At 70.9% G+C, this 18,196-nt stretch carries 21 protein-coding genes; 17 read left to right on the top strand and 4 right to left on the bottom strand.

Going from position 1 to position 18,196, the window contains the following annotated elements; translation table 11 throughout:
* The first annotated feature begins 16 nt into the window (after window positions 1-16).
* The gene (dapC, locus tag PHA84_RS07700) at window positions 17-1,138 is read left to right on the top strand and encodes a succinyldiaminopimelate transaminase (RefSeq protein ID WP_270887503.1); all 1,122 of its coding nucleotides are present in this window, start codon (window positions 17-19) and stop codon (window positions 1,136-1,138) included.
* 103 nt (window positions 1,139-1,241) lie between these two features.
* Window positions 1,242-2,540 (top strand): citrate synthase, encoded by a 1,299-nt coding sequence (locus PHA84_RS07705; RefSeq protein ID WP_270887504.1) that lies wholly within the window; start codon window positions 1,242-1,244, stop codon window positions 2,538-2,540.
* Window positions 2,541-2,666: 126 nt separating this feature from the next.
* Here PHA84_RS07705 and PHA84_RS07710 read toward each other — a convergent pair whose 3' ends face one another.
* Entirely contained in the window at window positions 2,667-3,500 is an 834-nt protein-coding gene (locus PHA84_RS07710) for a hypothetical protein (protein WP_270887505.1), read from the bottom strand.
* A 40-nt stretch (window positions 3,501-3,540) separates the two neighbouring features.
* Window positions 3,541-4,473, bottom strand: coding sequence for a 2,3,4,5-tetrahydropyridine-2,6-dicarboxylate N-succinyltransferase (gene dapD, locus PHA84_RS07715; RefSeq protein ID WP_270887506.1), 933 nt, complete (start codon window positions 4,471-4,473; stop codon window positions 3,541-3,543).
* 56 nt (window positions 4,474-4,529) lie between these two features.
* On the opposite strand from dapD, the gene dapE reads away from it, so the two are divergent.
* The 8 genes from dapE to PHA84_RS07755 all read left to right on the top strand — a co-directional run bounded on the left by dapE (window position 4,530) and on the right by PHA84_RS07755 (window position 10,693).
* A complete protein-coding gene (gene dapE / locus PHA84_RS07720) occupies window positions 4,530-5,606 on the top strand; it encodes a succinyl-diaminopimelate desuccinylase (RefSeq protein ID WP_270887507.1) in 1,077 nt (358 codons plus the stop codon).
* A gap of 127 nt (window positions 5,607-5,733) precedes the next feature.
* A complete protein-coding gene (locus PHA84_RS07725; protein WP_270887541.1) occupies window positions 5,734-6,489 on the top strand; it encodes a TIGR00730 family Rossman fold protein in 756 nt (251 codons plus the stop codon).
* A gap of 122 nt (window positions 6,490-6,611) precedes the next feature.
* The gene (locus tag PHA84_RS07730; RefSeq protein WP_270887508.1) at window positions 6,612-6,866 is read left to right on the top strand and encodes a hypothetical protein; all 255 of its coding nucleotides are present in this window, start codon (window positions 6,612-6,614) and stop codon (window positions 6,864-6,866) included.
* Between the two features lie 38 nt (window positions 6,867-6,904).
* Window positions 6,905-7,177 carry a DivIVA domain-containing protein gene (locus tag PHA84_RS07735; protein WP_270887509.1) on the top strand — a complete coding sequence of 91 codons (273 nt, stop codon included), beginning with the start codon at window positions 6,905-6,907 and terminating at the stop codon, window positions 7,175-7,177.
* A gap of 3 nt (window positions 7,178-7,180) precedes the next feature.
* Window positions 7,181-7,642, top strand: coding sequence for an SRPBCC family protein (locus tag PHA84_RS07740; protein ID WP_270887510.1), 462 nt, complete (start codon window positions 7,181-7,183; stop codon window positions 7,640-7,642).
* On the top strand, window positions 7,639-8,220 hold the full coding sequence (locus PHA84_RS07745; RefSeq protein WP_270887511.1) for a DNA-3-methyladenine glycosylase I: 582 nt from the start codon (window positions 7,639-7,641) through the stop codon (window positions 8,218-8,220). Before PHA84_RS07740 ends, PHA84_RS07745 begins: the two co-directional genes overlap by 4 nt.
* Entirely contained in the window at window positions 8,217-9,407 is a 1,191-nt protein-coding gene (locus PHA84_RS07750) for a hypothetical protein (protein WP_270887512.1), read from the top strand. The genes PHA84_RS07745 and PHA84_RS07750 overlap by 4 nt, the downstream gene beginning before the upstream one ends.
* A complete protein-coding gene (locus PHA84_RS07755; RefSeq protein ID WP_270887513.1) occupies window positions 9,404-10,693 on the top strand; it encodes a hypothetical protein in 1,290 nt (429 codons plus the stop codon). Before PHA84_RS07750 ends, PHA84_RS07755 begins: the two co-directional genes overlap by 4 nt.
* A 10-nt stretch (window positions 10,694-10,703) precedes the next feature.
* On the opposite strand, the gene PHA84_RS07760 is transcribed toward PHA84_RS07755, so the two are convergent.
* Entirely contained in the window at window positions 10,704-11,552 is an 849-nt protein-coding gene (locus PHA84_RS07760; RefSeq protein WP_270887514.1) for an enoyl-CoA hydratase/isomerase family protein, read from the bottom strand.
* Between the two features lie 157 nt (window positions 11,553-11,709).
* Between PHA84_RS07760 and PHA84_RS07765 the strand changes: the two genes are divergently transcribed.
* From PHA84_RS07765 to PHA84_RS07775, 3 genes are all read left to right on the top strand, one after another.
* The gene (locus PHA84_RS07765; RefSeq protein ID WP_270887515.1) at window positions 11,710-11,883 is read left to right on the top strand and encodes a DUF3117 domain-containing protein; all 174 of its coding nucleotides are present in this window, start codon (window positions 11,710-11,712) and stop codon (window positions 11,881-11,883) included.
* Window positions 11,884-11,989: 106 nt separating this feature from the next.
* Complete coding sequence (locus PHA84_RS07770) at window positions 11,990-13,513, top strand: leucyl aminopeptidase family protein (protein WP_270887516.1); 1,524 nt, start codon at window positions 11,990-11,992, stop codon at window positions 13,511-13,513.
* Window positions 13,510-13,866 carry a hypothetical protein gene (locus PHA84_RS07775; protein ID WP_270887517.1) on the top strand — a complete coding sequence of 119 codons (357 nt, stop codon included), beginning with the start codon at window positions 13,510-13,512 and terminating at the stop codon, window positions 13,864-13,866. The genes PHA84_RS07770 and PHA84_RS07775 overlap by 4 nt, the downstream gene beginning before the upstream one ends.
* Window positions 13,867-13,926: 60 nt before the next feature.
* Here the strand turns inward: PHA84_RS07775 and PHA84_RS07780 are convergent, their stop codons facing one another.
* Window positions 13,927-14,559 (bottom strand): O-methyltransferase, encoded by a 633-nt coding sequence (locus PHA84_RS07780; RefSeq protein ID WP_270887518.1) that lies wholly within the window; start codon window positions 14,557-14,559, stop codon window positions 13,927-13,929.
* A gap of 146 nt (window positions 14,560-14,705) precedes the next feature.
* Between PHA84_RS07780 and sigE the strand changes: the two genes are divergently transcribed.
* From sigE to PHA84_RS07800, 4 genes are read left to right on the top strand one after another with little or no spacing between them, the layout of a single operon-like run.
* The gene (sigE, locus tag PHA84_RS07785; RefSeq protein WP_270887519.1) at window positions 14,706-15,350 is read left to right on the top strand and encodes an RNA polymerase sigma factor SigE; all 645 of its coding nucleotides are present in this window, start codon (window positions 14,706-14,708) and stop codon (window positions 15,348-15,350) included.
* Window positions 15,347-16,018, top strand: a complete 672-nt coding sequence (locus tag PHA84_RS07790) for a hypothetical protein (protein ID WP_270887520.1) — start codon at window positions 15,347-15,349, stop codon at window positions 16,016-16,018. The genes sigE and PHA84_RS07790 overlap by 4 nt, the downstream gene beginning before the upstream one ends.
* Entirely contained in the window at window positions 16,015-17,748 is a 1,734-nt protein-coding gene (locus PHA84_RS07795) for a trypsin-like peptidase domain-containing protein (protein WP_270887521.1), read from the top strand. The genes PHA84_RS07790 and PHA84_RS07795 overlap by 4 nt, the downstream gene beginning before the upstream one ends.
* A gap of 12 nt (window positions 17,749-17,760) precedes the next feature.
* Window positions 17,761-18,123, top strand: coding sequence for a twin-arginine translocase TatA/TatE family subunit (locus tag PHA84_RS07800; protein WP_270887522.1), 363 nt, complete (start codon window positions 17,761-17,763; stop codon window positions 18,121-18,123).
* Window positions 18,124-18,196: the final 73 nt, after the last annotated feature.

Below are 18,196 nucleotides of genomic sequence, written 5' to 3' on the forward strand. Positions count from 1 at the left end.
GGGGGAGGGTTTCGGCGTGAGCGCACTTCGCGCCCTGCCCGACTTCCCCTGGGACTCGCTCGCTCCCTACAAGGAGCGGGCGAGTGCCGTCTCCGGGGGGCTGGTGGACCTCTCCGTGGGGACGCCGGTCGACCCCACGCCCGCCGTGGTGCAGGACGCCTTGACGCGCGCCGCGGACGCCCCCGGGTACCCGCTTACCTACGGCACCGCTGCCCTCCGTGAGGCGGTTGCCGGATGGTTCGCCCGCCGACGTGGAGTCACCGACGTCGACCCGGACGGCGTCATGCCGACGATCGGGAGCAAGGAGCTCGTCGCCTGGCTGCCCACCTTGCTGGGCCTCGGACCTGGCGACCTGGTCGGGTTCCCCGGCGTCGCCTACCCGACGTACGACGTGGGCGCCAGGCTGGCCGGTGCGACGCCGCAGGTCGTGGACGGTCTGGCCGCGCTCGGACCGCTCACCTCCGCGACGACCCCCAAGCTGTTGTGGCTCAACAGCCCAAGCAACCCTACGGGGCGGGTTCTCGGGGTGGAGCACCTTGCCAAGGTCGTCGCCTGGGCCCGCGAGCACGGCGTCGTGGTCGCCAGTGACGAGTGCTACGCCGAGCTGGACTGGCGTCAGGGCTCCACCGGGCCCACCACGCCCAGCATCCTCGACCCGCGGGTCTGCGCGGGCAGCCATGAGGGCCTTCTGGCGGTGTACTCGCTCAGCAAGCAGTCGAACCTCGCGGGCTACCGCGCGGCCTTCGTCGCGGGTGACGTCGGCCTGGTACGCCGACTGCTCGAGGTCCGCAAGCACGCGGGGATGATCGTGCCCTGGCCGGTCCAGCAGTCGCTGACCGCCGCTCTGGGCGACGATGCCCACGTGGCCGAGCAGAAGGCCAGGTACGCCGCGCGGCGGGACGTGCTGCGCCCGGCGGTGGAAGGCTTCGGGCTGCGGGTCGAGCACTCCGACGCGGGGCTTTACCTGTGGGCCACCCGCGACGAGGAAGCGTGGGCGACGGTGGACGCGCTGGCGTCCCGCGGCATTCTGGTGGCCCCCGGCGCCTTCTACGGCAAGGCCGGTGGCCAGCACGTTCGCATCGCCCTCACCGCGACGGACGAGCGGATCGCCCTGGCCGCGGATCGGCTCTCAGACTGAGACGCTCGTTTTTCGCCCCTCTTGCTGGTGGGGTAGCGTCGAGTTTCGCGCGAGGCACCTCGTCGGTGAGTGCCCGCCTTGGCACGTTCTGAGGATGGTACGGATGAGCAACGACGGATCTGCTGGCGCCACGCTGAAGGCCGGCGACAAGGAAATCGACCTCCCCCTGGTCAAGGCGTCCGAAGGCAACAACGGGTACGACGTCAGCAAGCTCCTCAAGGAGACGGGCAACGTCACTCTCGACATCGGCTTCGTGAACACGGCCTCCTGCAACAGCGCGGTGACCTACATCGACGGCGACGCGGGGATCCTGCGGTACCGCGGCTACCCGATCGAGCAGCTTGCGGAGAGGTCCAGCTTCCTGGAGGTCTCCTACCTGCTCATCTACGGCGAGCTGCCCACTGCCTCGCAGCTCGAGGAGTTCGACCAGAAGATCCGCCGCCACACCCTGCTCCACGAGGACCTGAAGGCCTTCTTCGGAGGCTTCCCGCGGGACGCGCATCCCATGCCGGTCCTGTCCTCGGCGGTCTCGGCGCTGGGCACCTTCTACCAGGACAGCCTGGACCCGTTCGACAAGGAGCAGGTGGAGATCTCCACCGTGCGGCTGCTCGCCAAGCTCCCGACCATCGCGGCCTACGCCTACAAGAAGTCCGTGGGGCAGCCGTTCCTGTACCCGGACAACTCGCTGTCCCTGCCGGAGAACTTCCTGCGGATGACGTTCGGCTTCCCGGCCGAGCCGTACGACATCGACCCCGACCTGGTGAAGGCTCTCGACCTTCTCCTGATCCTGCACGCGGACCACGAGCAGAACTGCTCCACCTCCACCGTCCGCCTGGTCGGGTCCGCGCAGGCGAACCTGTTCAACTCCGTCTCCGCCGGCATCCACGCCCTCTCGGGCCCGCTCCATGGGGGTGCGAACTCCGCGGTGCTGGAGATGCTCGACGGCATCCTGGCCAACGGTGGCGACGTCGACACCTTCGTGAAGAAGGTGAAGAACAAGGAGGACGGCGTCAAGCTGATGGGCTTCGGCCACCGGGTCTACAAGAACTACGACCCTCGCGCCGCCATCATCAAGAAGACCGCCGACACCATCGTCACCAAGGACGGAGTCTCCGACCCGCTCCTGGACATCGCGCTCCAGCTCGAGCAGCGGGCGCTCGAGGACGACTACTTCGTATCGCGAAAGCTGTATCCGAACGTCGACTTCTACACCGGGCTCATCTACAAGGCGATGGGCTTCCCGACGAAGATGTTCACCGTGCTGTTCGCGCTCGGCCGACTGCCCGGCTGGATCGCCCAGTGGCGCGAGATGATCGAGGACCCGCAGACCAAGATCGGCCGTCCGCGGCAGATCTACACCGGCGCCACCGAGCGCGACTACGTCGCGATGGACGGGCGCTGACCCCAGTCCCACCCCACCGGACTCACCTCTTTGTGCGTGTCGGCGCCTTCGGGCGCGCGACACGCACAAAAGGGTGAGTCCGGTCGGCGTCACCCCTGCGGTGAGTGACGCCAGTAGCTGCGGCCGTCAGTGGGCGAAGGTGACGGTGACTGTGGTGGGCGTGGCGGACTTGCCTCGCACGTCCTTCCAGGTCCAGCCGTCGGTGTCCCGCGTCCTGGTCCACTTCTTCGACCCGACCATCACACTCGTGACGCCGTACCGCGAGGCCGTGGCGACGGCATACGCTCCGGAGCCCCACGCGGCGCGTTCCGACGACGCGCGGACCCTCAGGGTGTGGCCGGAGACAGACGAGGTGACCCCGAGCTCGTTCCTCAGCGCGGCCTTGAGGGCGGCGGGGTCACCGGTGGACGCGTCGTTGAGCCGGCAGCCGAGCCCGGCGGGGGAGTGACCGCTGAGCGTCGAGGCGAGCAGCCGCCCTTCCTGCTCGTGGTCCGCGTAGGCGTCCGGGTAGGCGCTCTTCTGGACCTTCTGCGCGATCTGGGTGATCTTCATGGTCTCGTACCCGTCGATCTTGACGAGGGCGTCGTAGAACCTGTTACTGGCGTAGACCGGGTCCAGGATCTGCTCCTGCGTGCCCCAGCCCTGGCTCGGCCGCTGCTGGAAGAGCCCGACCGAGTCGCGGTCGCCGTACTTGAGGTTGCGCAGCTTGGACTCCTGGATCGCGGTGGCGATGGCGATGGTCGCCGCGCGGGCAGGCAGGCCTCGCTTCTCGGCCACCGCTTCGATGGTCGCCGCGTAGGCGGTCTGGCTGGGGTCGAAGTCCACACTCGTGCCCAGCGCCGTGGCCTGGCAGCGCGGCCCGCCGAAGTTGTGCAGCACGCCCCGGGCGCCGACCACCGCCGCGAGCACGAGGCCGACGGCGAACACCAGCAGGACCACCCGAGTGGCGAGACCCCTCATGCCTGCCTGCGGCCTCGCCTCCGCGAGGACGACTCCGCGCCTAGTCGTTGGCATGCAGTGCGGAGTTGAGGGCGACGCCGTGGCCGTCTCGGGCGCGAGCCTGCACAGCCCCGGTGACGGAGTTCCGCAGGAACAGCAGGCCGTCCCGGCCGGAAAGCTCACGTGCCTTGACGACCTGGCCGTCGGGGAGGGTGACCTTCGTGCCTGACGTGAGGTACAGCCCCGCTTCGACCACACAGTCGTCGCCGAGCGCGATGCCCAGACCCGACTCCGCACCGAGCAGACACCGCCGGCCGATGCTGACCCGCTCCGTGCCGCCGCCGGACAGCGTGCCCATGGTCGACGCTCCGCCGCCGATGTCGGAGCCGTCACCGACCACGACCCCCTGGCTGATCCGTCCCTCGACCATCGAGGTGCCCAGGGTGCCGGCGTTGAAGTTCACGAAACCCTCGTGCATGACCGTCGTCCCCGGCGCAAGGTGTGCACCGAGGCGCACCCGGTCGGCGTCGCCGATCCGGACACCGGTGGGTACGACGTAGTCGGTCATGCGGGGGAACTTGTCGACGCCCAGCACCTGGACGGGCCCCCGCGCCTGCATCGTCGCGCGGGTCAGCTCGAACCCCTCGACAGCGCAGGGCCCCTGGGTCGTCCACACGACGTTGACGAGCACGCCGAAGAGGCCCTCGAGGTTGACGCTGTTGGGCTCGACGAGGCAGTGGGACAACAGGTGGAGGCGAAGGTAGGCGTCGGCCGGGTCGGCCGGGGCGGCATCCAGGTCGATCTCGGTGGTCACCAGCTGACGACGTACCCGGCGGACGTCGTCCTTGCCCTCGAGCGCCCCCAGCTCCTGCGGTGCTACCTCCTGCGCCGGGCGTGCCCCGAGCGCGGGCGAGGGGTACCAGGTGTCGAGGACGGCTCCGTCGTCATGGATGGTCGCCAGGCCGAAACCCCACGCTCTGCGCTCGCCATTCATGGTTCCCAGCCTAGGGGAGCGGGGACGGCACCCGGGACGCTGGATAGGGTTGCGGCATGGCCAACGCCCCCCAGCTCGACCTTCACGCCGACGTCGTCACCCTCACCGCGGCGCTGTGCGACATCGAGTCGGTCAGTGGCAACGAGAGGGCCGTGTGCGACGCCATCGAGGTGGCGCTGGCCCCTCTCCCGCAGCTCGAGGTCACCCGGATCGGCAACACGCTCGTCGCCCGCACCGCGCTCGGACGGACCGAGCGTGTGGTCCTCGCCGGACACATCGACACGGTGCCACTGACGAAGCATCCCGCGAACCTGCCCACCCGGCGGGAGGGGGGCGACCTCGTGGGCCGTGGCACGGTCGACATGAAGGGGGGCGTCGCGGTCCAGCTCAAGGCGGCGCTGGTGACAGAGCCCAGTCGCGATCTCACGTTCGTGTTCTACGAGGGGGAGGAGATCGACAGCCAGCACAACGGCCTGCTGCACATCCAGGAGCAACGTCCGGACCTGATCGAGGACGCCGACTTCGCCGTGCTGCTCGAGCCGACCGCCAGCCGGGTCGAGGGCGGCTGCAAGGGCACCCTGCGCGTCGACGTGACGGCGCGAGGAGTGGCGGCGCACTCGGCGCGACCGTGGCGGGGGAAGAACGCCATCCACGAGGCCACCGCGATCCTCACCCGGCTGACGGCGTACGAGGCCACCACCGTGGCCGTGGACGGGCTCGAGTACCACGAGGCGATGAACGCGACGGGCATCCGGGGCGGGATCGCGGGCAACGTCATCCCGGACGAGTGCGTCGTCACGGTGAACTACCGGTACGCCCCCGACAAGTCCGCGGACGAGGCACTGGCGCACGTGCGAGACCTCTTCGAGGGTTTCGACGTGGTGTGCCTCGACAACGCGCCAGGGGCCCGGCCAGGGCTGGACCTGCCGGCCGCGAAGGCGTTCGTCGAGAGTCTGGGCCTGCCGGTGATCGCGAAGGAGGGCTGGACGGACGTGGCGCGCTTCTCGGCGATGGACATCCCGGCGGTCAACTTCGGACCGGGGGACCCGAACCTCGCCCACCATGACGACGAGCGCTGTCCGGTCGACCAGCTCGAGGCCGCGGAGGCGGCGTTGTTGCGCTGGCTCGCCTAGGCCGCAGCGCGGCGGTGCGGCGGTGCGGCAGTAGGGCGGCGGTGCGGCGGTGCGGCCGTAGGGCGGCGCAGCCAGGCCCTCGCGTAGTTTGGGTGCCGTGACGGACCACGCCCAGACGGCAGGCGCCATGGAGCGCGACTACGACTACCACACCGGACCGGTGACGCTGCGCGGGTCCAGGGTGCCGGCGTCGACGACGGACCAGCGGCTCCTCGACAGCCACGGCTCCACCGACTGGCTGCACACCGACCCGTGGCGTGTCATGCGGATCCAGAGTGAGTTCGTCGAAGGCTTCGGGGCGCTGGCCGAGCTGGGACCGGCCGTCAGTGTCTTCGGCTCCGCGCGGACCCGAGAGGGCTCTGCGTTCTACGAGCTCGGTCGGCAGGTCGGTCGGCGCCTCGTGGAGGCCGGGTACGCCGTGATCACCGGCGGCGGACCGGGAGCCATGGAGGCGGCCAACCGTGGTGCTGCCGAGGCCGGTGGCGCGTCCGTGGGCCTGGGGATCGAGCTGCCGTTCGAGCAGGGTCTGAACCCCTACGTCAACCTGGGCGTGAACTTCCGGTACTTCTTCGCCCGCAAGACGATGTTCGTGAAGTACGCGCAGGGCTTCATCGTGCTGCCCGGCGGGTTCGGCACGCTGGACGAGCTTTTCGAGGCGATGACGCTCGTCCAGACCCAGAAGGTCACGTCCTTCCCCATCGTCCTGATCGGCAGCTCGTACTGGGGCGGGTTGTTCGACTGGCTCACCGGCACCGTGCTCGAGGCGGGCACGGTGAGCCGGAAGGACATCGACCTGCTGCACGTGACCGACGACGTCGAGGAGGCGGTCCGCCTGGTCATCGAGGCGGACGAGCAGCTGCCCGCGCCCCAGCGGCCGGAGTGACCACGGACTGGCCGCCGCTCCTGCGGAGCGGCCCAGATCACCGACGTAGTGGCCGCGGCTGGTGCCGAAGCGGCCCGAACGAGTGATGGACGGCCGGCCCGCCACTGCTCGATGATGGGCTGGTGACCATCTCGCCCCTGCCGCGACATGGCGACGTCATGGTGGGTCGGGACGTCGCCGGTCGCACCGTGCGGGTCTCCGGACACCCGGAGAGCGGTCGGGTGGTGCTGTCCATCTGGCAGGACAGCGTCTGCCGGGCGACGGTGCGGCTGGCGCCGGACGACGTGCCGGCTTTCGTCGAGATGCTGACCCGCAGCGCGCTCGCCTCTCCCATGCGTCGCCCGCACGACCTCGACCGGTATGGCACGGCAGGCTGAATAGGTCGCCCTCAGCAGTTCGTGCAACGATCACCTCCGTGATCTGGGTCCTGTTCATCGTGATGGCCGTCCTCCTGGTCGGCGCCTTCGCGGCGATGCTCGTCGGGAGGGTGGGCTACGACCCGATGGCTGCGGCGACCACCACGCAGAGCGACCCGGTGCTGCCCGAGGACTTCACGGCGGACGAGATCTCGGCCATCCGCTTCGACACGGCGCTGCGGGGCTACCGGATGGACCAGGTCGACGCCGTGCTGGACCGTCTGCAGGCCCGTATCCTCGAGCTCGAGGCCGGCGGCGGACAGCGCCGCTGACCCATGGCCTCTCTCAGCCTCTACCGGACCACGACCGCGCCGCCCGCTGCGCTCTGGGACGTCGTCACGGACTTCGGTGCCTACGGCGGCTGGATGCCCTTGACCCGGATGCGGCTCGACGACGGCGAGCCCCGGGTGGGCTGGGGGTTCTCCGGGTCCAGCGGCATCGGCCCGGTGGGGTTCTCCGACTCCATGCTCCTGACCGAGTGGGAGCCGCCTCGAGGCGGACAGGCAGGGATGTTCCGGGTGGTCAAGACGGGGCGGGTCCTGGGAGGCGGCGTCGCCGCCCGCGTTGAACCCGACCCTCGCGGCTCTCGTCTGGAATGGCATGTGGACGTGGTCATCCGTCCCCTACCGTTCAAGCGCGCCCTCGCCCCCGCTGCCGTTCGCGGCACCGAGTGGCTCTACGGCCGTGCCCTCGATGCGATGATCCGGCGCGCCGAAGCAGGGTCCGGGCCAGCGTGACGGGCGTGGTCGTGGGGGCCGACGGGCTGCCCCGCTGTCCCTGGGCCGGTTCGACGGCCGACTACCTGGCCTACCACGACACGGAGTGGGGAGTGCCGGTGCACGGCGAGCAGGCCCTCTATGAACGCCTCACCCTCGAGGCCTTCCAGTCGGGGCTGTCCTGGCTCACCATCCTGCGCAAGCGGCCCGCGTTCCGGACGGCCTTCGCAGGCTTCGACGCCGACGCTGTGGCCTCGTTCGGTGACCACGACCGCACCCGCCTCCTGGCCGACGCGGGCATCGTGCGGAACCGGCTCAAGATCGACGCTGCGATCCACAACGCCCGTGCGGTGCTGGCGCTGCGCGAGCACGGCGGTCTGGACGAGCTCATGTGGTCCCACGCGCCGCGCGATCACCGGTCTCCGGTGGAGCCTTCTGACGTGCGTTCCACCTCCCCCGAGAGTGTGGCCCTGGCGAAGGCGCTCAAGAAGGCCCGTTTCGTCTTCGTGGGGCCCACCACCATGTATGCCGCCATGCAGGCCTGCGGTGTCGTCGACGACCATCTCCTAGGCTGTCATCGGGCGGGCGGCAGGCCATGACGCGCACCCTCACCGTGAGGGTGGCTGCCATCTACCTGGCCCTGCGGGCCGTCTCCGGGCTGCTTCTCCTGCTGGCCACCCGGGACCAGACCGTGATGCCGGACTGGACCGGTCCGCATGTGGACTTCATCGACATGACGGTGCTCTGGGACGGCAGCTGGTACCGCGAGGTGGCCGAGCATGGCTACCCCCGGCACCTGCCGGTCGACGCCGCGGGCCATGTCGCCCAGAACGCCTGGGCGTTCTACCCGCTCTTCCCGCTGCTCGCCAGGGTGCTGATGTCGCTGACCAGCCTCGGATTCCCCGCCGTGGGGTCGACGCTCGCACTGGTGTGTGGGCTCGGTGCGGCCCTGGTGATGGCCCGGCTGCTGTCCGAGCGCCTCGGCGAGCGGGTCGCCCTCGCGACGGTCGTCGTGTGGGCCGCCTACCCGGCCGCCGTGTCGTTGCAGCTCGCCTACACCGAGTCCATGGCGATGCTGGTCCTCTGCGGTCTGCTGTGGGCGGTGCTGCGCCAGGCGTGGGGCGCGACCGCAGTCCTCGCCCTGCTGCTCGGGCTCACCAGGCCCATCGCGGCCCCTGTCCTCGTCGTGGTCGCTGTGGCGCTGTTCCTGCGCTGGCGGGACCGCAGCTCCAGGCCCGTGTCTCGCGGGGAGTATGCCGCGGGCGCCGCTGCGCTGCTGGCCTGCGCCCTCTCCGCGGTGCTGTGGCCCCTCATCGCCTGGTCGGTGACCGGTTCCAGCTCCGCCTACACCCGGACGATGGCCGCCTGGCGGGCCGGCGCCGACATCGTGCCTCTCAAGCCGTGGCTGTGGATGTCGGAATGGGTCTTCCGAGGTTTCGACGGGGCTTCGGTCTACGGACCGGTGGGCCTCGCCGCGGTCGTCATGACCCTCATCGTGCTGACCTGCGGACCCTGGGCCACCCGTCTGGGACCCGAGCTGCGTACGTGGTGCCTGGCCTACCCGGCGTACCTCGCGCTGGTCCTGGACCCGCTGACGAGCATCTTCCGCTACGCCATCCCGCTCTTCCCCCTGCTGGCGGTCGTGCTCGGTGGGGCGTGGGTGGACCGAGCCGCCCGCTGGCTGTGGCTGCGCGCGAGCGTCCTCGTCGTCCTCGGCATCGTGGGACAGGTCGCGTGGATCTGGAAGCTGCTGATCTTCGTGCCTCCCTCGGACTACCCGCCGTGAGCACCGTGCGTCAGCTGTCGGAGACCCTCGGGGACCTGCGCACGTCCCGGGGTCGAAGCGAGGCCAGCCGATGGATGCTGCGCCACCCGGTGGTGCTGCTGCTCGTGGTGTACGCGGCCACGAGGGTCGTCGTGTTCGTTGCGATGTGGGTGGCCGCCACCTGGTTCCAGACTCCGGCCGGGGTCGGCCACCTCGACCCGACGGTCGCAGACATCCTCTCCGGCTGGGACGGGATCTGGTACTCGCGCATCGCGCGGCAGGGCTATCCCGTGCCGCTTCCCGCGGACCCACAGACCGGGTTGCTGACCTACAGCGCCTGGGCGTTCTACCCGGCCTTCCCGATGCTCGTGCGCGGTCTGATGGCGACCGGTCTGCCGTTCCTGCCCGCCGCCGTGCTGCTCAACCTGGTCCTCGGAGGAGCTGCGACCCTGGTCGTCTGGCGCTGTCTGCGGTTCGCCATGCACGCCTCGCCCCAGCCCGCCCGTGAGCGGCTGGCGCTGGTCGCCGCTGCCCTGTGGTGCCTCTACCCGGCCACCGGCATCCTCGTCATGCCGTACACGGAGCCGCTCGCGGCTGTCCTCATCGCGTGGTCGCTCCTTCTCCTGATGCAGCGCCGGTATGCCGTCCTCGCCGTCGTCGCGCTGGCGTTGGGCGTGACTCGGGCTGCTGCGCCGGCCATTGCCTGCGCGGCGATCGCGCACCTTGCGCTGCGCTGGCGCGACGACCGGATCCGCGGCGTGGCGCCTCTGGCGGGTCAGCGCCTCACCGCCACGATCATGCTCGTCGCGACCGCGGCCTCCTCGATCCTGTGGCCCGTGGTCGTCGGCGTGGCAAGCGGCCTGCCGATGGCCTTCTTCGATGTCCAGGCGGCCTGGGGGCAGAAGCCGGAGTCAGGGCCCTTCGTGCTGTGGTTGGCGTGGGCCTGGGACGCGCACGGCGTCGCGGGCGTCGCCGTCCTGGTGTCGCTCGTCGCGACGTACGTCGCGCTGGTGCTCGGCCGCCACGGCCGCTGGCTGGCCCTCGAGCTGCGGGTCTGGGCACTGGCCTACCCGTTGTACCTGCTGGCCGTCGTGCGGCCCATCACGAGCATGTGGCGGTTCCTGCTCCTGGACTTCCCCATCACCGCCCTCGTGGCGTCCGTGGCGATGAGGACGTCGACCGGAGCAACGGTCGTCCCGCACTGGAGGCGCCGCGTGGCTGTCGTGGCGGTCGCCTCGCTCGGAGGCCTGTTCTGGTTCACCTGCACGCTCCTGACCTATGTTCCGTGGGGCGCAGCGCCTCCGTGACCCCGTGCGCTCACCGACCCGTGAAGGTCGGCTGCTCCTTGGCCAAGAAGGCGTCCACGGCCGCCCGATGGTCCGCACTGGCGCCGGTAAGCGCCATGTACTCCGCCTCCTGGGCGAGGGACTCGCTCAGAGGATGTCCCGCGCTGAACGCGACGGAGCGTCGGATCGACCCGTAGGCCAGGGTCGGACCGGCCGCCAGCGTCTGCGCCAGCTCGGAGACGGCCCCGTCCAGGTCCTCGGCGCTCACCACCTGCGTCACGAGGCCCAGCGAGAGGCACTCCGCTGCCGGGACGGTACGCGGCAGGAGCAGCAGCTCCTTGGCCCGCGCGGGGCCGACCAGCCGCTGCAGCGCCCAGGACGACCCCGAGTCGCAGGACAGGGCGATGCCGGCGAAAGCGAGGTTGAACCCGGCGCTGTCCACCATGATCCGGAAGTCGGCGGCCATGGCGAAGGCAGCGCCGGCACCGGCCGCGACTCCGTTGAGGGCAGCCACGACCGGCTTGTTCATGGTCGCCAGCAGCTCCACGATGGGGTTGTAGTGCGCCGGCACGGTGTCCCACAACGACGGGTCGTCGTTCTGCAGCAGACCGATATGCTCACGCAGATCCTGTCCGACGCAGAACGCCCGGCCGGACCCGGTGAGGACCACGCAGCGCACGCGGCTGTCCTCGGCGACCTCGACCAGCGCCTCGAGCAGGGCCTCCTTGGTGGCGATGCTCAGCGAGTTCATCGCCTCTGGACGGTTCAGCCGGACCGTCGCCACGGCGCCGTCGCGTTCCAGCAGCACCGGGCTGCTGCCCTCCCGCGACGCCGGCTGGCGGGGCTCTGTGGGCGGGGTCGGTGGCGCCTCGGATGTCATGGGGTCATCATGCCCGGACGCCGTGCGGCCCGGATTTCGCCTGTGAGCACGTTCACGAGATAATGGAGCAAATCTGGCACGCACGGGATGGACATCAGCACTGGCGTGGACCCGCGTGCCCAGCAGCAGACCACGCCATACGGAAGGGGACACGCCCATGGCGGCGATGAAGCCGAGGACCGGTGACGGCCCGCTCGAGGTGACCAAGGAAGGCCGTGGCATCGTCCTGCGCATGCCCCTCGAAGGCGGCGGGCGGCTCGTGGTGGAGATGACCCCTGACGAGGTCCGCGCCCTCGGCAACGCCATCGACAACTGTGAGGGCCTCAAGTAGGTCGCTGCAGTCCCTGTGCGAAACCCCCTTCGGTTCCAGCCGACGGGGGTTTCGCATGTCCGCCGTGAGTGCTGTGAAGCGTCAGCCGGTAGGTAGGGTCGAGCCCGTGCCCGCTGCCCAGCTCCTCGCCCCCTCCGCCGGCGACTGGTTCTGCCGACTCGGCCCCCTGGCCGACGTGCTGGCCGACCTGGACCCCACCGACCTGCTGCTTGCCGTTCCGGTACCCACCGGCGGACTGCCGTCCTCGGGTGGGACCGCCGAGGCACTGGAGCTGGTGGGGCTCGACGCGGGGCGCGTGCAGGCGGCGTACGAGCCGACGGCCGAAGCCGGCAGCACCACCCGGCTGCCTCTGGTGCCCGGGGAGCGGGCCGCTCGGCACGTGCTGCTGGTGGGGGTCGGTGAGGGCACCGACGAGGAGCTTCGCGCAGCGGGGGCCGCCGTAGGTCGCGCGGGGCGGGGCCGCGCGCACGTGGTGTCGGTCGTGGCCGACGGTAGCCCCGCGTCGGCGCAGGGGGCGTTCGTCGAGGGGGCGGCGCTCGGCGGCTACTCCAGCCCCCGCTGGCTCGCGGAGCACTCGAAGCCGCCGGAGAGCCCGGCCGGTGGGGTGACGCTCGTCGGCTCCTTCGCGCAGCACGTCGTCGCCTCGGCCCTCTCCCGCGCCCGCGCCACCATGCTGGCCCGTAACCTCGCGGTGGTCCCCTCGAACATCAAGAACCCTGCCTGGCTCGCGAGCCAGGCACGGGCGCTGGCTGGACGCGCCGGGCTGGACGTCATGGTGTGGTCCGAGCGCGAGCTGAGGCGCGAGGGGTTCGGCGGTCTGCTCGCGGTGGGCAGCGGCTCGGCGACCCCGCCCCGCCTGGTGCAGCTGGACTACACGCCCGAGGGTGCCACGCCGGCGACGGCCAAGGTCGTGCTCGTCGGCAAGGGCATCACCTTCGACACCGGTGGCCTGGACGTCAAGCCTGCCGAAGGCATGCTGGCCATGAAGACCGACATGTCGGGTGCGGCCATCGTGCTGGCGGTCCTGGCCGCCTGCCGTGAGCTCAGCGTCGGCGTGCGTGTCACGGGCCTCCTGGCGCTCGCGGAGAACGCCTTCGGAGGCGGCTCCTACCGCCCGTCGGACGTGGTGACGCACTATGGCGGACGGACTGTGGAGATCGGCAACACCGACGCCGAGGGGCGGATCGTCATGGCGGACGCCCTGGCCTACGCCGACGCCAGGCTTGGACCCGACGTGCTGGTCGACATCGCGACCCTCACGGGAGCGGCCCGGGTGGCCCTCGGCCGTTCGATGGCGCCCCTCTACGCGAACGATGACGCCCTCGCGTCGGCGCTGCTCCGCGCCGCAGAGGCGACCGGTGAGCCGCTCTGGCGCTTCCCTCTCGTGGAGGACTACCGCCCCGCTCTCGACAGCAGCGTGGCCGACGTCAACCACATCGCGGGCAGCGCTGTCGGCGCGGGCTCGATCACGGCAGCATTGTTCCTTCGTGAGTTCGTGGGCGGACGGCGCTGGGCGCACCTCGACATTGCCGGGGTGGGTCGCTCCGACGTCGACCGTGGGCTCCTGACCAAGGGTGGGACGGGCTTCGGCGCCCGCCTGCTGCTCAGCTGGCTGGAGGAGATGGCGTGAACGCGGGATACGGGTTGTCGGTGCGCTGGTCGCTGGAGGATGCGCCGCGTGACGTCGCGACCAGGCTGCGCGACTACGTCATCGGGACCTCGATGGCCAGGTTCATGTTCCTCGACGGGCTGGCCTTCAAGACGTGGCGCATGGTCGAGGGGCAGTGGTTCGAAGGCACCTACGTCTTCGACCAGCAGGTGTACCGCGACGACTTCCTGAAGGAGTTCAGCGAGGGCGCGGCCGAGTCGGCCGGGAGCGCCATCATCGGCTCCGCCCCGACGGTCATCGAGCCGTTCGAGGTGGTCGCCATCGCCGAGGGACCCGAGGGCTTCCGCCGAGGGCCAGGCCCCGGCACAGCGTGACCACCTCGCGGGCTGGGGTCGGTTCGGTGAGCTGCCGGCCGTCCGCTGCTGAGCGGACTCCTAGCGCTTGACCGCGGCCAGTACTCCGTCGCCGACCGGGAGCAGGGCCGGCACCAGCCGGTCGTCGTCCCGCAGCTGCTTGCCGAGGTCGCGCAGCACCGTGGTCTGCGGGTCACGGGCCGCGGGGTCGGCGACCTTGTCGTGCCACAGCATGTTGTCCAGGACGAGAACGCCGCCGGACCGCAGCAGCCGGATGCCGTGCTCGACGTACGCGGGGTAGTCCGACTTGTCGGCGTCGACCACCACCATGTCGTAGGCGCCGTCGGTCATGCGCGGCAGTACGTCGAGCGCCCGTCCCGTGATGACCCGGGTACGCTGGTGGGCGATGCCGGCCTGCGCGTACGCCTTCTTCGCGGCCGCCTGGTGCTCGGCTTCCACGTCGATGGTCGTGAGGATGCCGTCGTCCGGCATGCCCTGGAGCAGCCACAGGCCGGACGTCCCGGCGCCGGTGCCCACCTCGATGACCGAGCGGGCCTTCACCGCCGCGGCGAGCAGCCGCAGCAGGACTCCCGCACCGTTGCCGACGGGCACGGCGCCCAGCTCCTCGCCGCGGCGGCGGGCCTCCTCGATCACCTGGTTCTCGGTGACGAACTCCTCGGCGTAGGCCCAGCTGGCCGGCTTCTGTGCACTCATGCGCCAAACCCTACTGCCGCAGGTTCAGCACACTCGGCGGGCGTCATACAGGAAACGCTCAGGTTGGTCGGGAACCATCGGGGGTATCCGGTCGTCACACCGGGGAGCATGAATGGCGCCCACCGGTGCCCGATGGAGGTGAGGACGTGACCGCGACCGACACGATCGGCGCGCCGCAGGGGGATGTCCAGAGCTGGGTGCCGCCCACCTGGGAGGAGATCGTCGAGCAGCACTCTGCGCGGGTCTACCGGCTGGCCTACCGCCTGACCGGCAACCCGCACGACGCCGAGGACCTCACCCACGACGTCTTCATCCGCGTCTTCCGCTCGCTCCACTCCTACCAGCCCGGCACGTTCGAGGGCTGGTTGCACCGGATCACGACGAACGTCTTCCTGGACAAGATGCGCCGTAAGCAGCGCATCCGCTTCGACGCGCTCTCGGACGAGAGCGCGGCCCGGCTGCCCACCCGCGAGGCGGGTCCAGAGGCGGCCTTCGACGCCACGCACTTCGACGACGACGTCCAGCGGGCCCTGGACGCGCTGTCGCCGGACTTCCGGGCGGCCGTCGTGCTGTGCGACATCGAGGGCCTGTCGTACGAGGAGATCGCAGCGACTCTCGGGGTAAAGCTCGGCACGGTTCGTTCTCGGATCCACCGGGGACGGGCGCAGCTGCGGGAGGCACTGGCGCACCGGGACCCGGCACTGGGGCGCCCCGCGGTGGACGTCGAGCGTGCCGCCGCCTCGAGGCGACGGATCCCGGTGCTGCGCCGGGCGGTGCCGGGGTCGCGGTGAACCGGCTCACCTGGACCGGCCTGAGCGGCGCTCGTAGCGGTGCCACGACGGGCCGTTGTCTCGGTGAGGAGCTCACTGCGTACGCCGACCGGTTGATGGACGGTGCCTCGCTGTTGCGCTGGGACCGGCATGTCGTGGCGTGTCTGTGCTGCCGAGCCGCCGTGGAGGACGAACGCCGTGTGCTGGCCTCCCTGCGGGGCCCGGCCAAGGCCGACGTGCCGGGGGACCTGCGCGGGATGCTGCTGGCGATGGCGGCTTCGACCGTCCGGCTCGACGCGCCCGAGGACGACCCCGCAGCCGCCTCCGGCCCCCGCCGACAGGACCTACGGTGGCCGCCGTCGGTGGCGGTGGCGCCGATTCCGGTGGTCGACCGTGGCACTCCGGCCCTGCACCGCTCGGCGCGCCGCGCGACGGTCTTCGCGGGACTGGCAGCGGGGGCTACGGCGGCGGCTGCCTGGAGCGTCGTCGTGACGGGGACAGCCGCGACGTCGCCGACGACGCCGGTCTCCCCGGTCGTGCAGTCGCCGCGCACCGCCAACGCGGGCTTCGCGACAGCGGCGTTCACCGTGCGCGGCCTCGGTAGCCCGGGGGTTTTCCGCGCCGGGACGCCCACGACGCCACCCAGCGTGAGCGCACCTGGGGGCCGTTCGGCAGAATCGACACCATGAGCGACGAGCGCGGGCCGGCGGGTGGCCAGCCGGAGCAGGCACCCGGGTCCGACGCAGCCGCCCCGGCACCTGCGCCCGCCCCGGGCGAGCGCCCCGAGGAGGCCTGGGATCCGTGGGCCCCGCCCGCCCCCCGGACTGACGCGTTCTCCGCCACTTCGCCCGCGCCGCCCCCGGGGCCGGATGGCGCCTCCGGCTTCTCGCAGACGCAGGAGCTGGACGTTTCGCAGACCCAGGACCTGCAGTGGCCTGGAACCCCTGCCGGCGCGGGGGCTGGCTGGGCGCACGAAGGGGGCCGCGAGGGGTACGTCGCTCCTGGTTCGGCCTACCAGCCGACCGGTTCGGCCGGTTCGCCCGGTCATCGGGGCGACCCGCCCACCGGCCCGACCAGCCCGCCCCCTGGTGGCGGGCACGAGCCGACGGGTTGGCCCGCCGACCAGGGCGCCGGCATGGGGCCGCCCGGTCCGCCGTACTCCGGACAGGGCCCGACCCCGGCTGCAGGCCGAGCCGAGCCGGGCCCCTGGGACCCGGTTACCGCGACGTCGGCCGATGCCGGCTATGCCGGCCGCCAGGCCCACTGGGTCGGCCAGCAGCCTCCCCTCTCGGCACCACACCAGAAGGGGCCTGGCTGGGGTGCCCTCGTCGCCGTCGCTTCTGTGGCTGCCCTCGTGGCGGCCGTGCTCGGAGGCATGTTCGGGGGCTGGTTGGAAGCCACGGACCGGGTGGACTTCGGCAGGCTGGACCGCACGCCGTCCTCCATCCCCTCCGCGGGTGCGGGCTCCACAGCTCGGCCGACAGGCAGCATCGCCAACATCGCAGCCAAGGCGCTGCCCAGCGTGGTGACCATCAAGGTGGAGGGCGCGGACGGCGCCGGAACCGGCTCCGGTTTCGTGCTGGACCACGACGGCCACATCGTCACGAACAACCACGTGGTCGCGGGCGCGGCAGACGGCGGCAGCATCACCATCGAGCTGTCGAACGGCACGGAGATCAAGGGCACCATCCAAGGTCGGGACAGCTCGTACGACCTGGCCGTCCTGAAGACGGGGCGCACCGACCTCCAGCCGCTCACGATCGGGCCCTCGAAGAACGTCGTGGTCGGCGACGAGGTCATCGCGATGGGGGCCCCGCTGGGCCTGGAGTCGACTGTCACCGCAGGGATCGTCAGCGCGCTGAACCGTCCGGTGAGCCCCGGCGGCGACGGCGACACCCAGTCCTACATCAACGCCATCCAGACCGACGCCGCTATCAACCCCGGCAACAGCGGCGGCCCGCTGCTCAACATGCAGGGGCAGGTCATCGGGATCAACTCGGCGATAGCCCGGGTGCCGGGCACGACGGGCCTCCAGTCCGGCAACATCGGCGTCGGGTTCTCCATCCCGAGCGACCAGGTCATGACTACTGCAGAGCAGCTGATCAAGACCGGCAAGGCACAACACCCCATCATCGGCGTGGTGCTCGATCGGCAGTACCAGGGGGACGGTGTCCGGATCCTTGCCGAGAAGTCGGCGCAGAGTGGTGACCCCGTCGACCCCAAGGGGCCAGCGGGCAAGGCCGGGGTCCGCCCAGGCGACGTCATCGTGGAGTTCGACGGCCGACGCGTCTCGGACCCGGACGACCTGGTCGTGGCGATCCGCGCCAAGAGCGTCGGTGACAAGGTCTCCATGAAGGTCCGCCGCGGCAGCCGGATGATCAGCGTGACGCTGACCCTCTCGGGGACCTCGGGAAGCTGATGCGAGCGCACGGTGCTTGACGTCAACGGCTGGGAGTTCGTCGCCCTCATCGTGGTGGCTGTGGTCATCCTCGGACCCGAGCGGCTGCCGGAGTATGCCGCGAAGCTGGGCCGGCTCGTACGTCAGGCCCGGGCCATGGCGGAAGGGGCGAAGGGCCAGCTTCGGGAGCAGATGGGACCGGAGTTCGACGACATCAACTGGCGACAGTACGACCCCCGGCAGTACGACCCGCGGCGCATCGTCAGGGAGGCGCTGATGGACCCCGGACCGGCCGAGGAGTCTGCTGGCACGGATGCTTCGAGCGCGATCTCCTCGCCCGCGGCGTCGACGTACGACCCAGCGGTGGCAACGCCGTACGACGACGACGCTACCTAGGTGTACCCGGCCATGAGGTTGGTGGCAGGCGAGTCGTGTTGACGAGGTGAGAGCCCCCGGGTGGGGTGTGGCT

It is taken from the genome of Pedococcus sp. 5OH_020, assembly GCF_027812955.1.
In the GTDB taxonomy this organism is placed as follows: Bacteria; Actinomycetota; Actinomycetes; order Actinomycetales; family Dermatophilaceae; genus Pedococcus.

Bases quoted from the DNA above. Each gene is read 5' to 3' on its own strand.
- PHA84_RS07705 (WP_270887504.1), top strand. From the start codon at position 1,242: ATGAGCAACGACGGATCTGCTGGCGCCACGCTGAAGGCCGGCGACAAG.
- PHA84_RS07710 (WP_270887505.1), bottom strand. From the start codon at position 3,500: ATGAGGGGTCTCGCCACTCGGGTGGTCCTGCTGGTGTTCGCCGTCGGC.
- dapD (WP_270887506.1), bottom strand. From the start codon at position 4,473: ATGAATGGCGAGCGCAGAGCGTGGGGTTTCGGCCTGGCGACCATCCAT.
- dapE (WP_270887507.1), top strand. From the start codon at position 4,530: ATGGCCAACGCCCCCCAGCTCGACCTTCACGCCGACGTCGTCACCCTC.
- PHA84_RS07725 (WP_270887541.1), top strand. From the start codon at position 5,734: ATGGAGCGCGACTACGACTACCACACCGGACCGGTGACGCTGCGCGGG.
- PHA84_RS07740 (WP_270887510.1), top strand. From the start codon at position 7,181: ATGGCCTCTCTCAGCCTCTACCGGACCACGACCGCGCCGCCCGCTGCG.
- PHA84_RS07750 (WP_270887512.1), top strand. From the start codon at position 8,217: ATGACGCGCACCCTCACCGTGAGGGTGGCTGCCATCTACCTGGCCCTG.
- PHA84_RS07760 (WP_270887514.1), bottom strand. From the start codon at position 11,552: ATGACATCCGAGGCGCCACCGACCCCGCCCACAGAGCCCCGCCAGCCG.
- PHA84_RS07765 (WP_270887515.1), top strand. From the start codon at position 11,710: ATGGCGGCGATGAAGCCGAGGACCGGTGACGGCCCGCTCGAGGTGACC.
- PHA84_RS07780 (WP_270887518.1), bottom strand. From the start codon at position 14,559: ATGAGTGCACAGAAGCCGGCCAGCTGGGCCTACGCCGAGGAGTTCGTC.
- PHA84_RS07795 (WP_270887521.1), top strand. From the start codon at position 16,015: ATGAGCGACGAGCGCGGGCCGGCGGGTGGCCAGCCGGAGCAGGCACCC.